General features: G+C 36.3%; 13 protein-coding genes. 5 read left to right on the top strand and 8 right to left on the bottom strand.

Translation table 11 applies throughout. From position 1 onward, the window contains the following. Positions 1–60 precede the first annotated feature (60 nt). The 8 genes from clpX to ACXAGJ_RS20200 form a co-directional block, all read right to left on the bottom strand. Positions 61–1293 (bottom strand): ATP-dependent Clp protease ATP-binding subunit ClpX, encoded by a 1233-nt coding sequence (gene clpX, locus ACXAGJ_RS20235; RefSeq protein WP_474842382.1) that lies wholly within the window; start codon positions 1291–1293, stop codon positions 61–63. A gap of 167 nt (positions 1294–1460) precedes the next feature. Further along, positions 1461–2135, bottom strand: a complete 675-nt coding sequence (clpP, locus tag ACXAGJ_RS20230; RefSeq protein WP_073315590.1) for an ATP-dependent Clp endopeptidase proteolytic subunit ClpP — start codon at positions 2133–2135, stop codon at positions 1461–1463. 103 nt (positions 2136–2238) lie between these two features. After that, positions 2239–3561, bottom strand: coding sequence for a trigger factor (gene tig / locus ACXAGJ_RS20225; RefSeq protein ID WP_474842380.1), 1323 nt, complete (start codon positions 3559–3561; stop codon positions 2239–2241). An 85-nt stretch (positions 3562–3646) separates the two neighbouring features. Then, the gene (locus ACXAGJ_RS20220; RefSeq protein ID WP_473285413.1) at positions 3647–3994 is read right to left on the bottom strand and encodes a phage holin family protein; all 348 of its coding nucleotides are present in this window, start codon (positions 3992–3994) and stop codon (positions 3647–3649) included. Positions 3995–4086: 92 nt separating this feature from the next. Then, entirely contained in the window at positions 4087–5652 is a 1566-nt protein-coding gene (locus tag ACXAGJ_RS20215) for an SGNH/GDSL hydrolase family protein (RefSeq protein ID WP_474842422.1), read from the bottom strand. 6 nt (positions 5653–5658) lie between these two features. Then, positions 5659–6909, bottom strand: a complete 1251-nt coding sequence (locus ACXAGJ_RS20210) for an OmpP1/FadL family transporter (RefSeq protein ID WP_474842378.1) — start codon at positions 6907–6909, stop codon at positions 5659–5661. Positions 6910–7025: 116 nt separating this feature from the next. Next, the gene (locus ACXAGJ_RS20205; protein WP_474842376.1) at positions 7026–7793 is read right to left on the bottom strand and encodes an alpha/beta fold hydrolase; all 768 of its coding nucleotides are present in this window, start codon (positions 7791–7793) and stop codon (positions 7026–7028) included. Positions 7794–7800: 7 nt separating this feature from the next. Beyond that, a complete protein-coding gene (locus ACXAGJ_RS20200; RefSeq protein WP_474842374.1) occupies positions 7801–8514 on the bottom strand; it encodes a pyridoxine 5'-phosphate synthase in 714 nt (237 codons plus the stop codon). Between the two features lie 104 nt (positions 8515–8618). On the opposite strand from ACXAGJ_RS20200, the gene ACXAGJ_RS20195 reads away from it, so the two are divergent. The 5 genes from ACXAGJ_RS20195 to ACXAGJ_RS20175 all read left to right on the top strand — a co-directional run bounded on the left by ACXAGJ_RS20195 (position 8619) and on the right by ACXAGJ_RS20175 (position 14355). Beyond that, a complete protein-coding gene (locus ACXAGJ_RS20195) occupies positions 8619–9275 on the top strand; it encodes a CBS domain-containing protein (RefSeq protein ID WP_474842373.1) in 657 nt (218 codons plus the stop codon). 36 nt (positions 9276–9311) lie between these two features. Then, on the top strand, positions 9312–10196 hold the full coding sequence (locus ACXAGJ_RS20190; protein WP_474842371.1) for an NAD kinase: 885 nt from the start codon (positions 9312–9314) through the stop codon (positions 10194–10196). A 100-nt stretch (positions 10197–10296) separates the two neighbouring features. Next, positions 10297–10974, top strand: a complete 678-nt coding sequence (gene porG, locus ACXAGJ_RS20185; RefSeq protein WP_073315598.1) for a type IX secretion system protein PorG — start codon at positions 10297–10299, stop codon at positions 10972–10974. 2 nt (positions 10975–10976) lie between these two features. Further along, positions 10977–11714, top strand: coding sequence for an isoprenyl transferase (locus tag ACXAGJ_RS20180; protein ID WP_073315599.1), 738 nt, complete (start codon positions 10977–10979; stop codon positions 11712–11714). A gap of 4 nt (positions 11715–11718) precedes the next feature. Continuing rightward, a complete protein-coding gene (locus ACXAGJ_RS20175; RefSeq protein ID WP_474842368.1) occupies positions 11719–14355 on the top strand; it encodes a BamA/OMP85 family outer membrane protein in 2637 nt (878 codons plus the stop codon). The last annotated feature ends 10 nt before the right edge of the window (positions 14356–14365 follow it).

Below are 14365 nucleotides of genomic sequence, written 5' to 3'. Positions count from 1 at the left end.
AAAAAGCCGTTATAGTTATATAACGGCTTTTTTGTATTTATAAAGTAAACAACCTTAAGCTTAAGACACTGCCTTAAGCTTTTTAATGGTAGATTTATTCAGTTTCTTTTCTGCATAGTCTTTGGTCACTCTCAATGCACTTTCGTCGCTCTCAGGCAACTCAAACATAGCATCTGTCAAAATCGCTTCACAAAGTGAACGTAGTCCACGAGCTCCTAGCTTATACTCCATTGCTTTGTCAACGATATAATCCAAAGCGCCATCTGTAATAGAAAATGTGATATTATCCATCTCAAACAACTTCTTATACTGCTTGATGATTGCGTTCTTCGGCGCTGTTAGGATAGAGCGAAGTGTTTCTCCATCTAATGGATTCATATAAGACAGCACTGGTAGTCTTCCTATGATTTCTGGAATAAGACCAAAATCCTTTAAATCCTTTGGAATGATATACTGTAACAAGTTGTCTTTTTCAATAGCATCTTCACTTTTTGAAGCGCTATATCCGACAGCTTGCATATTCAAGCGCTTTTGGATGATTTTTTCAATTCCGTCAAAAGCTCCTCCTGCAATAAACAATATATTTTCAGTATTTACCTCAATAAACTTCTGATCCGGATGCTTTCTTCCTCCTTTTGGTGGCACATTAACGATTGTCCCTTCTAGTAATTTAAGAAGTGCTTGTTGCACACCCTCTCCAGAAACATCTCGTGTAATACTAGGGTTATCGCTTTTTCTTGCGATTTTATCGATCTCATCAATAAAAACAATACCACGCTGCGCTTTTTCTAGATTATAATCCGCTGCCTGTAAAAGTCTGGTTAAAATACTTTCTACATCTTCTCCCACATAACCAGCTTCGGTAAGCACTGTAGCATCTACTATTGCTAAAGGTACATTAAGCATTTTTGCAATAGTTTTTGCCATCAGGGTTTTTCCTGTTCCGGTTTGCCCAACCATAATGATATTACTTTTCTGTATTTCAATATCATCTTCGGTTTGAGGCTGCAACAAACGTTTATAATGATTGTACACCGCTACAGACATGATCTTTTTTGTAAACTCCTGTCCGATTACATATTCATCCAAAAACTTCTTGATCGCCATTGGCTTGCGTAACATTAGCTCATTACTCAATTCGCCGGTTTCTTCATCTTTGGCTTCTTCAACAACAATTCCATGTGCCTGAACAATACATCGATCACATATATGGGCATCTAACCCCGCAATAAGCAAGTTTGTTTCAGGCTTCTTTCTCCCACAAAAAGAGCATTCTAAATCTTCTTTCGCCATCGTTATTTAGTTTCTATTAATCTTTCTCTTTGTATTACAAAAAATATATCCCAATTACGTTTACTATAATAATCGTGTGAAACGAAACATTTTAGAACGCTTTTTTCAGCAATACTATGTTATTTTCATTAAGTCGAAACACAAGCCTCGAACTCAATAAAAGAATGTTATTCTCTTGTTAAGATTTCATCAATCATTCCGTACTCTAAAGCTTTATCAGCTTTCATCCAATAATCTCTATCACTATCCTCATAAATCTTTTCATACGTCTGTCCAGAATGCTTCGCTATGATCTTATATAATTCTTCTTTCAGAATCAATATCTCTCGAGCTGTGATTTCTATATCACTTGCTTGTCCTTGCGCTCCACCTAGAGGCTGGTGAATCATCACACGGCTATGCGGCAAACCAGAACGTTTCCCTTTTTGACCAGCACAAAGCAACACAGCACCCATAGAAGCCGCCATACCTGTACAAATCGTAGCTACATCTGGTTTGATAAACTGCATCGTATCATAAATCCCTAAACCAGCATATACGCTTCCTCCTGGAGAATTGATATAGATCTGAATATCTTTTGAAGCATCTACACTCTCCAAAAACAAAAGTTGTGCTTGCACAATATTAGCAACCTGATCATTGATACCAGTTCCTAAAAATATAATACGATCCATCATTAATCTTGAAAAAACATCAAAAATTGCAATATTCATTTGACGTTCCTCAATAATATTTGGAGTCATATTGGTTGGATACATACTACTAATCATCTGGTTATAATACGTACTGCTTATCCCATGATGTTTTGTAGCATATTTTTCGAATTCTTTTCCGTAATCCATATGTTCTTTCTCTGAAATTTTATTTATAAAAAAAGGCGTTTACCACTAAGTGGTTTAACGCCCTAAATATAAGTATAAATTCCTTAGTAAATTACAACATTAATTATTTGTAAACTTCTTTTATGAATTCATCAAAGCTTACTTCTTTGGTTTTAAGCTTTGCATTCTCTTTGTAAAAATTCAATAGCTTTTTGCTCATCAATTGCTCAGAAATTCTTTTCACCTCATCTTGATTTGATAAGATACGTGCAGCAATATCCTCTAACTCTTTGTCTTGAGGAGACATCTGTCCAAACTGAGCCATTTGCCCTTTGATCAAGTCTTTTGCAAAGTCCTTCAATTCTTCAAAAGTTACTTGCAAATTGTTATCGCTAATGATTTTACCTTCTATTAATTGGTAACGCAATCCTTTTTCACTTTTCTCAAACTCATCTTTAGCTTGATCTTCAGTTAATGGTTGCTCCCCTGTAGTGCGAATCCATTTTTGTAAAAATTCTACTGGTAAATCAAACTTCGTATTTTCAAGAAGTGACTCTGTTATAGCGTTTAGCAATTGCTGATCAGACTGCTGCTCAAACTGCAACTCAGAATCCGTTTTGATTCTTTCCTTTAATTCGGTAACACTTGAAATAACACCTGGACCATACAACTTATCAAATAACTCCTGATCCAAATCAGCTAACTCTTGTTTGTTAATTTCATTAACTGTAAAAGTAACTTCAATATCTAGATCCTGAGCATCATCATGAGTTATTTTCAGAGCACTGATCAAGTCATGATCATCATTAAATAACCCTTTTGTTTTTAGTGTAAGTGTATCTCCTATCTTTGCTTTTAAAAATTTATCTAGGTTTCTTTTTCCTTTGATTTTTTCTAAAGCAACAGTAGTAGGATTATTGATTTCTTTTTCTTCATTTACGAAAACACCGGCAACCAAATCTTCCTTTTCTGCAACATCTTTAGCAACTAATTTACCGTACTGTTTTTGGATGGTATTTACCTGGTTATCGATCATCTCATCGCTAGCAACAATTTTGTAATGAGTAATCGCTTTTTTGCTGTTAAGTTTAACATCAAACTTTGGTGCTAGCCCTAATTCAAATTCGAAAGAATAATCGTCAGCATCCCAATCAAAATTTTCTTGTTCTTTTGGTAAAGGGTTACCTAAAACATCTAATTTTTCTTCAGTTAAATATTTGTGTAAAGCATCTTGCAATAATTTATTCACCTCATCTACCAATACTGCCTTTCCATACTGTTTCTTAACAAGTCCCATAGGAACATGACCTTTTCTAAACCCGGGGATATTCGCGTTTTTGCGGTAATCCTTTAGGATTTTATCTACCTTACCAGTATAATCTTCTTTGGAAATATCAACAGTTACTACTGCATTTAAATCGTCTAATTGCTCTTTTGAAATATTCATTATCTCTACGTTTACTACTAAAAATTGGGTTGCAAAAGTAATACTTTTTTACGTCACAACAAATTTTTAACTCCTTGAAAAACAGCTAGCTTTTATCTTTTATCAAAATTGAATGCAGGATCGATTGAAATACCGATAACAAAACACTAAATATCAACGCCCAAAGCCATCCATTGACCGAGAATCCATCGATAAAATAATCGGCCAACAAAATAATTGCAGCATTAATTACTAATAAAAATAACCCCAAAGTAACAATGGTAGCCGGTAACGTCAAAAACACTAGAATTGGCTTTACGATAGTGTTTAAGACTGCCAAAACTACCGCTACAATAAGTGCACTTACATAATTATCAACCTGAGCGCCCGGTAGAATTTTGGCCAATAATAAAACAGCCAACGCGCTTAAGACTAATTTTAAAAGAAACTTCATAATATATTGGTTATGGTTTGTATGCTATGAATATAAAAAAACCTGCTTAAAAAATAAGCAGGTTTATTCTATTTTGAGTATGTATTGTGATCTTAGTTCACTTCGTTACTTAAGGTAACTGTACCAAAATCTCCTGGATCTACTCTAGGAAGCTGTGCTCCATAAGTTTCTTGAATAGCATCTAGAATTCCGTTGGTCACCAAAGCATGAGCTCTAGGAGTAGGATGTACTCCATCTAAAGAGAATCCTCCACCGGTAACAAAATCCGAAGTGATGATACCTCCATTAAAAGGTATACCTCCATTTGCGGCTTGCGATAAATCACTTGCCACATCATAGAAAGCAATACCATTGGCCGCAGCTAATCCAGCAATAGTAGCATTAAAAGAAGTTCTAGCTGTTTCTATAGCAGTAAGCTCATCACTATCTAATGCATCTTGATCATCGATAGCACTGATCGCAGCTATCACTAGTGCTCCTTGCTCCGCAGTAGGCATTCCACCCGCTTGTAGGATTCCTAATACCTGAAGCACTTCTGGAGTTAACACTACAGATCCATAACCTTGCGCCAGGGCAGCCTGATCAATAGTAAGTACCAACAGTTCTTCTTCTGTCATTTGACGGAAACCAAGTGGGTTTGTAGGTGTTACTTCGGTTTTGATTAAAAATCTGTTTGGCCCAGCATTAAATGTAATCGCATATTGCGATGCTACTGCCTGTGCTTGAGCTAAAGGAGCTCCGGTTCCTGCAATTTGAGCTGTTACAATACCAACTACCGCCTGGAAGAAACCAGTAAGACTTGCCGCCTGAGTAGCATCTAATACCAATGCATTATTAGGAACAGTTGTAAAAAATGGTAAAGACGTTACGTCTGGCAAGTTCAATACAACTCCCCCTGCACCATTAGATGTAAGCGCAGCTAAAAGATCGTTATATACCGAAGCAAATACATTATTATTAGTAATATCGTTAGACCCGTATGTTGAAGGATCTAAATTTCCTGTTACATTATGATCTTCTCCAACACCACCAGAAGTAGCATATGAAAGAATATCATTATTACCTATCCATAAACTAAAGAAAGTTGGGCTTTGCGCCACTGCATCACCGATTACCGTAGAAGTTGCAGATGATGCAAATCTTGCATAATAAGGATTAGCTAATCCCGCAGCAACACCTGCAGCATTTCCATAACCCGGAGCAGCTAAATGATAACTCTTAGCTCCTGGAACCCCCATATTATTAAAAGAACTCCCTAAGTTATTTGTAAAATCTGTAGTTGGCGCAGCACCAGTAAATCTGGCAGGACCAGGGTTTCCTTGAGCATCAAAAGCCAATACAAATCTGGTAGGGAATGTTACTGGATCATTACTAAATCCTCCAGCATTATCCGCCATCAAAGGCTGTGTAAATTCTCCCCCACCCGCTAATGCAAATTGTTGAGATAGAATATTTGGAAAAGAATTCTCTTGCCCTGTGATATATAAGGCTCCATCAGCAAATCCAGCAGTTAATGAATTTCCTAACGCTACGAAGTTACTAAAGTTAGCTTCTCCACTGGTAAATACTCCTGATTCATCGATTGGATTATCAAATTCTGGCTCACAAGCCACCAATCCAACAGCTAGAATCGCTAAATATTTTATATTTTTTATCATCATGAATTACATTTTATAAGTTAAACCAAGACCCGGAACGAAAGCACTTGATTTATAAGTGCCCCCAAAAGAAGATGTGGTTCCTGAAACAGGATCTGTACCAAAGTCATACGACTCATCAATTTCATCAAATCTCAAATACAAGAACGAAGCATCGACAGAAAACTTAGAATTAATTGCGAAACTAAGACCACCCGAGAATCCATCCGCATCATTTCTTGGAGTTTCAGGAGCAAAGAAACCTGATTGCACAGGAGTTTCATCCCTATAATACCCTGCTCTTAGAGAAATTTCACCTGTAACATCATACTGAACACCAAAACGATACACTGAAGAGTTCTTATAGTTACGTGGGTTCAAAGAGGTCGCCCCATTTCCGAAGGTAAGATCCAAAGATTCATATACCCCCCAGTATTGTCTATTGAAATCAAAAGCAAACAACCATTTCTTATACTCATAAGACAATCCAACAGTTAACTCAGCAGGTAGTGGTAATTCTGCGCTAAATGTTGTATTTCCATTTGCTGGGAATGCAGGAGAATTTGGGAAATTAGCAAAAGTTGCTTCTCCATCTTCTGCTTCAAGGATGATTTCACTTCTATAGCTAAATCCTATACGAAGGTTTTCGGTTGGATTAAACATCGCACCTACACTCCATCCCCAATTACTTACACCAGAATCGTCTACAGTAATATTAGAACGGGTTCCTTCGATATCTGTCAAACTTCTATTAAAGTTACGATTAAAGTTTACTGAACCTGTAACATATATAGGTCCTCCACCAATACTGAAATAGTCTGAAAGCTTGAAAGATACAACAGGTTGCACATAAATCGCTTTGAAATCAATATTGTTTACCAAGTGAGATCCTGCCCAATCTGTTGACCAAGTAACCTCGCTCCCGTAAGGGGTATATACACCAAGACCTACAGACATCCAGTCATTCACTTTATAAGAACCATATAAATTAAGTGGCGTCCCTAAAGGATTATCCGTTTCTGCCTTTATCCCCAAATCTTCATTCTGAAAAATTACATTTGAAAAAATCCCACTCACCCCTGCACTTACATTCAGGCTGTTTTCCAGATACACAAGACCCGCAGGGTTAAAAAATACAAGTTCAGCACTATTCACAACAGCTACTCCAGTGTGCCCCATTGCAATCGCTCTCTGACCTTGAGCACTAACTCGATACCCTCCAGCATAAGTCATTATAGTCATCAACAAGAACAGGACTAATAATAAAAGTTTTTTCATAATAATTTAAAATTGTTTTTGTTTTAGGGTTTGTAAAAAGATTCCCCAAAAATAGTAGAAAATACCAATTAGACAACGAAATCCTAAAAATATTATGCATACATAGCATTTTTTACTTAATTTTTAACAAATTCCAATACTTCGGCCAAAAATTGAGATGGGTTTTCGGCGTGTAACCAATGACCAGCAGCGGGTATTTCGCGTATATAAGCATTGGGAAATTGCTGAGTAATTCCAGGCTGATCTTCCTCTAAAATGTAATTGGATTTTTCTCCTTTTAAGAACAAAGCAGCACCATCATAATGATATTCATCCCCTAATGCCACTCCAATTTCTGAAGCATTTTTGATGAGTGCACTCAGGTTCATTCTCAATCCAAGCACTCCCTTTTCTTTCCAGTATAAGTTCTTCATCAAAAACATTCGCACTCCCATATCTGGCACATACAAACTCAATTCCTTATCCACTTCTCCCCTAGACTTCAATACTTCAAAATCAAGTGCATTCAATCCATCCAAAATATCTTGATGATGTAAAGGATAATACTTAGGCCCAATATCCGCTACAATTAGTTTTGAGATCAACTCTGGATGTTTTACCGCAGCCAACATCGCTACTTTACCTCCCATAGAATGCCCCAGCAAATGGATAGCATCCAAATTGTTCGTAGTACAGTACTCCAAAAGATCCTCTACCATATAATCATAACTAAATTCATCACTATGTGGGCTTCTTCCGTGATTGCGCTGATCAATTAGATGAACTTCAAAACCCTGTTCAGAAATTTTTTTCCCTAAGGTTTTCCAGTTGTCTCCCATCCCCAAAAAACCGTGAAGAATTAGCAAGGGTTGCCCTGCTCCAAAAACATTAGCGTGTAATTTCATAACTATATTATTTAAGACGGTGTAAGTACATCTGAATCACATTTTCTAAGCCAAGATAAATGGACTCACTAATTAATGCATGGCCTATTGACACTTCTAAAAGACCAGGAATATTTTCTTTAAAAAACTGAATATTATCTAATGACAAATCATGTCCAGCATTGACTCCAAGACCTAAATCTATTGCCAATTGTGCACATTGGGCATATGGTGTAATAGCCTCTTTATTTCCTTTACCATATTCTAAAGCAAATTCTTCGGTATAAAGCTCTATACGATCTGCTCCTGTTTTGACTGCTCCTTCTATCATATCAATCACCGGATCCACAAAAATTGAGGTTCTGATATCATTTCGTTTGAATTCTGAAATCACTTCATTCAAAAAACTTTCGTTCTTTTTGGTATCCCATCCGGCGTTACTGGTAATCGCATCAATAGCATCGGGCACCAGAGTGACCTGGGTAGGTTTTACTGCCAAAACCAAATCCACAAACTTTGGAATCGGGTTTCCTTCTATATTATATTCGGTATGAACAATGGGTTTTAAATCATAGGCATCTTGATATCGAATGTGTCTCTCATCTGGCCTTGGATGAATAGTAATCCCCTGCCCTCCAAAATCCTGAATATCACTTGCTACTTTCAACAAATTCGGTACATTACCCCCTCTTGAATTACGAAGCGTTGCAATTTTATTGACATTAACACTTAACTTTGTCATAGTTTTTGATGTATTTATCTAAAAAAGCAAAAATACAAAGTTGAGAACGCCTTGATTGCATATTTTTTGATTATTTTGCATCATATAGGGGTCCAAAAAAACATATGAAGACGAACTTATACATAGTAAACGAAATTGAACCTTTAGACATCTCGGTTAAGGTAACTGAAGCCCAATTATTATTCAATGAGCTAACGTATACCCATTTCCCGGTAATAAAGGACAAAACCTACTTAGGTTGTATTTCTGAGACAGATATACGATGTTTTGAAACCGACAAGACTCTGGAAGCCTACCAGTATGCGTTAGAAGGTTTTTTTGTTAGAAAAGATCAAAATTGGTTGGATATTTTGGAAGCTTTTGCACAAAACCAATCGAACATCATACCGGTACTGGACGATAACAATAGCTATCTGGGACTTTTCGAATTGGGAGATATCATGAACCTTTTTAATGAAACTCCTTTCCTGAGTGAACCTGGTAATATTCTGATTGTAGAAAAAGGAATCTTGGATTATTCATTCAGTGAAATTTCTCAAATCATCGAATCGAATAACGCCAAGGTATTAGGATTATTTATTTCTAATATGGAAAATGATGTAGCACAAATCACTATCAAAATTGGAGATAGTGATATCAATAATATTGTTCAAACCTTTAGAAGATATAGCTACAATATTGTTTCGAAACACCAAGAAGACACCTTTTTAACCAATTTAAAGGAACGATCAAAATATTTGGAAAAGTATTTAAATATTTGATTGTTTATATAACCAACTCATACAAACCATATCGTGATGAAGATCGGTATTTACGGGCAGTTCTATCATAAAAATTCAGGGATTTATATCCAGCAATTACTAGACATTCTTGATAACAATGATGTCGAAGTAGTCATTGAAAAGAATTTTTTAGAACTCATTCATCTTCATGACGAAATCGACAAGAGTTATTCTCATTTCAGCACTTTTGAGGAATTAGACACATCTTACGATCTCTTTTTCAGTATCGGCGGTGATGGAACCATATTAAGAACCATTACTTATGTTAGAGATTTGGGAATTCCTATTGCTGGGATTAACACCGGAAGATTGGGATTTCTAGCCACCATCCAAAAAGAAGAAATACAAGACAGTATTGATCTTATACTTGAGAAAAAGTATGTCATATCCCCAAGAAGTTTAGTTACTGTAGAAACGGTGACTCCAACAGACGAGTTTGGAGTTTTGAATTTTGCGATGAATGAAATTGCTGTTAGTAGAAGAAACACCACCTCGATGGTTACCGTGCATACCAGTTTGAATGATGAGTTTTTAACTTCGTATTGGGCAGACGGACTTATTGTTGCTACACCTACTGGATCTACGGGATATTCTTTGAGTTGTGGCGGACCTGTTGTGATGCCTGATGCAGAAAGCATGTTACTTACCCCTATAGCCCCCCACAATCTAAACGCAAGACCTCTGGTTATTCCCGACGACACAGAAATTAAACTTCAGGTTACCGGAAGAGAGGATTCTTATTTAGTCTCCCTGGATTCAAGAATCCACACATTACCTAATGATGCTACTGTGATCATAAAAAAAGCCCCTTTTAAAATAAATATGGTTGTTTTGCAAGGCAATAGCTTTCTGAAAACACTGCGCAAAAAAATGTTGTGGGGAGAAGATAAACGTAATTAAACAATAAAATCTGCTAAAAAGTGTTTTTTAAGTCATACTATTTTACTCAAATTCTTGTGTACTAAAGTTAATTGTTATATTTGCAAACTTTTGAAAATCTATGAGATACTTAGCATCACTATTATTTATTGTATTTTTCGTACAATCTGCTACATCCCAAACTTACGAAGTAGGTTTGATGGCCGGAGGCGCCAATTATATAGGTGATGTAGGATCGACGTACTACATTGCTCCCAACGACGTAGCTTTTGGGGTAATTGCAAAGTGGAACAGAAGTAAAAGACATGCATTTAGAGCTTCGTTTCTATATGCGGGACTTGATGGAGACGATTCTAAAGGTGATGATCGTAGAAAAGAAAGAGGACTAAGTTTTGATAATTCTGTAAAAGAACTATCAGTAGGTATGGAGTTTAATTTCTGGGATTGGTTTTTATATGATGGAAAACCCCAGTTTACTCCTTATCTTTATAGTGGATTGACAGCTTTTAACTATGGTGCGCAGGCAATAGATGCCAGTAACCAAATAGAAGCCTATAGCGATAAATGGAGTTTTGCTATTCCTATGGTTGTAGGAATCAAAAAAACATTAGGTAGGGATTTTGTTATCGGGGCAGAGATAGGTGCCCGATATACGTTTACAGATAATCTGGACGGAAGTGATCCCGATGATAGATTTGGTACAGGATTTGGTAATTTAAACAACAATGACTGGTATGTATTTACAGGTATTACAATATCGTATACTTGGGGTAGGATACCGTGTTATTGTGCTTTTTAAAAATGGTTGACAAAAAACAGTTAAATGATAATATCCCTCAGCACGTTGCAATAATAATGGACGGCAATGGCCGGTGGGCCAAAAAGCAAGGCTTATTCAGAAGTGTTGGTCACGAAAAAGGAACAAAAGCTGTTCGTGAAGCCGTTGAAAGTTGCGCTGAGATCGGAGTAAAATATCTTACATTATACGCATTCTCTACAGAGAATTGGAACAGACCAAAGTTAGAGGTTGACACTTTAATGAAACTTCTAGTCACCTCTTTAAAAAAAGAAATCAAGACACTTCAAGAAAACAACATTAAGCTCAACGCTATTGGTAATCTTCAATCTTTACCAGGAAAAGCAAGGAAAGAGCTAATGGAAGTTATAGAAAAAACCAAATCTAATGACCACATGACATTGACGCTCGCGTTGAGTTATGGAAGTCGTGAAGAACTTATAAAAACAATAGAAGAAATCAGTATTAAAGTTAAAAATGGTGTAATTTCGCCACATCTTATAAATGAATCAGTCATTAATGAGCATTTGTATACTAAAAATTTGCCAGATGTGGATCTTCTAATACGTACCAGTGGAGAAAAACGTATTAGTAATTTCCTATTATGGCAAATTGCGTATGCAGAATTATATTTTACAGAGATTTTATGGCCAGATTTTAGAAAAGAACATTTATTTGAGGCCATATACAACTATCAAAAAAGAGAAAGAAGATTTGGAAAAACTAGTGAGCAGCTCAGTTAAAAAAATGACAAAAAGATTACCAATTGCGTATTTTACGTTACTTGCTTTATTCATAAACACATTATCAGTTTCTGCACAAACTATCCCTGGATCCGGAGGGAAAGAATATGTTTTGGGTGAGATCAAAGTGACTGGAACTACTAGTTATAATGAAAATACCGTTATCACTTTTACAGGATTACGAAAAGGAGAACGCATCTTCTTACCAGGAGATCGTATTAGCAAAGTAATCAAAAAACTATGGGATTTAGAATTGTTTAGCGATATCAATTTCTACATTACCAATGTGGAAGGAGAAGTTGCAGATATCGAACTTAATATACAAGAGGTTCCAGAATTGAATGAAGTTCGTATCGAAGGTGTAAAAAAACGTAAAGGAGAAGATCTCATAAAAGATAATAGCCTTACCAAAGGAACCAAAGTAACAGAAAACCTTATTACCACTACTCGAAATTTTATCGGTAATAAATATAAAAAAGAAGGTTTCTTAAATACCAAAGTAGCAATAAACACTACTCCAGTAACAGATACTGTAGCTACCAACAAAGTAAACATGTTGGTAAGAATCGACAAAGGCGATCGTGTAAAAGTAGCCAAAATCAATATTGATGGTAATGAACAACTTTCTGACGCTAAGGTAAGAGGTGCCATGTCTAACACCAAACAGAAGAAAGCCTATAGGTTCTGGAAACGCTCAAAGTATATCAAAGCTGATTATCAGGATGACAAGGATAATATCATCAAAAAGTACAAGGAAAAGGGATATAGAGATGCTCGTATTGTTGGAGATTCTTTGATTGTAAACGATGATAGCACAGTTTCTTTAAATCTGAATATCGAAGAAGGAAACAAATATTACTTTGGAAATATAAATTTCTTAGGAAACAGCGTATATACCGACAGACAACTAGCTAGACAGCTTGTAATCAAAAAAGGAGATGTATACAATGGTGTTTTATTAGAAAAACAAATTGCTGACAATACCAAACCAGATGCAGATGATCTGACAAACCTGTATCAGAATAATGGATATTTATTCTCTAGTATAGACGCAGTAGAAACCAATGTTTACAATGATACTATTGATTTTGAGATTCGTATTCGTGAAGGAAAATTGACTTATTTTGATCATATTACAGTTACTGGGAACGACAAAACCAATGACCACGTAATTTACCGGATTTTAAGAACTAAACCAGGACAGCGTTATAGTAAAGATCTGGTAGTACGTACCGTACGAGAAATTGGACAATTAGGATTCTTCGATCCTGAACAGCTGGAGCCTCAATTCCAAAATGCAAATCCACAGGCAGGTACAATTGATATCAACTACCCTGTCGTAGAAAAAGGTTCCAGTCAGATTGAACTCCAAGGTGGTTTTGGAGGTGGAGGCTTTGTGGGTACACTAGGTTTGGCATTCAACAACTTCTCGATCCGAAATATCTTTAATGGTGAAGCATATAGCCCACTACCTATGGGAGATGGCCAAACTTTGCGTCTTAGAGCCCAAGCCAGTAGATTTTTTCAGACCTACAGCTTGTCATTTATTGAACCTTGGTTAGGTGGTAAACGCCCATATCAGTTATCCACATCATTCTCTCATACCATTCAGTTCCTATTTAACAATATTAATCGCGATGTAGATCGAGATAGCAAGTTCCTTATTACTGGTGGATCTATAGGTATCGCAAAAAGATTAAATTGGCCGGATAACTACTTTACCTTATCCCAAGCTGTTAGCATCAGACACTACAACCTCAAAAACTACAACACCAGATTGTTTACATTTGGTAATGGATCGTCAAATGATTTATCCTATACCATAGGTTTAAGCAGAAATAACACTACAGTAAACCCGATCTTCCCAATTGGAGGATCAGAATTTAATATTGTTGCCAAATTATCGTTACCTTACTCCTTGTTTGACGGAAATGATTATAACGCACTTGCAACACAAAGAGATGCACTAGAAGAAGAGCAAAGTAACCTTGATCTTACAGACACTCAACAACAGGTAAGAAGTCAGGAAATAAATGAAGAGATCGGAGAAATCGATCAAGAGCGTTTCAAATGGTTAGAATACTATAAGATTAAGTTTGACGGTACATGGTATACCAGCTTAATTAATTTAGGCAAAAAACCTCTTGTTTTAAGAACAAGAGCTGAATACGGATTCTTAGGATCTTATAATAGTAATAGAGGAAACATTCCTTTTGAGCGCTTTTTCCTTGGAGGAGATGGTTTGGGAGCTACAGCCCTTGATGGTCGTGAAGTTGTAGCATTAAGAGGATATCCAAATCAGTCCTTAATTCCTTTGAGCAGACCTACGAATCAAGATTTTGATGGAGACGGTGCAACAATTTATAATAAATATTCGTTAGAACTTCGTTATCCAATAACGTTAAAACCAGCGGCATCAATCTATATGTTGACATTTTTGGAAGGTGGTGCTACCTATGACAGTTTTAAAGGATTCAATCCTTTTCAATTAAATCGTTCTGCTGGTGCAGGTTTACGTATCTTTATGCCAGCTTTTGGTTTATTAGGGATCGATTTTGGATATGGGTTTGACCCAATCCCAGGGACTAATACTGGGCCTAATGGATGGGAAACTCATTTTATTATTGGACAACAGTTTTAGTTTTGGCACG

Source organism: Aquimarina sp. AWH4_224, assembly GCF_056160245.1.
This window is presented reverse-complemented; position numbering and strand designations above follow the sequence as displayed.

What these genes read in the sequence shown, in the direction of transcription:
- clpX (WP_474842382.1), bottom strand. Translation starts at nt 1,293, where the DNA reads ATGGCGAAAGAAGATTTAGAATGCTCTTTTTGTGGGAGAAAGAAGCCT.
- clpP (WP_073315590.1), bottom strand. Translation starts at nt 2,135, where the DNA reads ATGGATTACGGAAAAGAATTCGAAAAATATGCTACAAAACATCATGGG.
- tig (WP_474842380.1), bottom strand. Translation starts at nt 3,561, where the DNA reads ATGAATATTTCAAAAGAGCAATTAGACGATTTAAATGCAGTAGTAACT.
- ACXAGJ_RS20220 (WP_473285413.1), bottom strand. Translation starts at nt 3,994, where the DNA reads ATGAAGTTTCTTTTAAAATTAGTCTTAAGCGCGTTGGCTGTTTTATTA.
- ACXAGJ_RS20215 (WP_474842422.1), bottom strand. Translation starts at nt 5,652, where the DNA reads ATGATAAAAAATATAAAATATTTAGCGATTCTAGCTGTTGGATTGGTG.
- ACXAGJ_RS20210 (WP_474842378.1), bottom strand. Translation starts at nt 6,909, where the DNA reads ATGAAAAAACTTTTATTATTAGTCCTGTTCTTGTTGATGACTATAATG.
- ACXAGJ_RS20205 (WP_474842376.1), bottom strand. Translation starts at nt 7,793, where the DNA reads ATGAAATTACACGCTAATGTTTTTGGAGCAGGGCAACCCTTGCTAATT.
- ACXAGJ_RS20200 (WP_474842374.1), bottom strand. Translation starts at nt 8,514, where the DNA reads ATGACAAAGTTAAGTGTTAATGTCAATAAAATTGCAACGCTTCGTAAT.
- ACXAGJ_RS20195 (WP_474842373.1), top strand. Translation starts at nt 8,619, where the DNA reads ATGAAGACGAACTTATACATAGTAAACGAAATTGAACCTTTAGACATC.
- ACXAGJ_RS20190 (WP_474842371.1), top strand. Translation starts at nt 9,312, where the DNA reads ATGAAGATCGGTATTTACGGGCAGTTCTATCATAAAAATTCAGGGATT.
- porG (WP_073315598.1), top strand. Translation starts at nt 10,297, where the DNA reads ATGAGATACTTAGCATCACTATTATTTATTGTATTTTTCGTACAATCT.
- ACXAGJ_RS20180 (WP_073315599.1), top strand. Translation starts at nt 10,977, where the DNA reads ATGGTTGACAAAAAACAGTTAAATGATAATATCCCTCAGCACGTTGCA.
- ACXAGJ_RS20175 (WP_474842368.1), top strand. Translation starts at nt 11,719, where the DNA reads ATGACAAAAAGATTACCAATTGCGTATTTTACGTTACTTGCTTTATTC.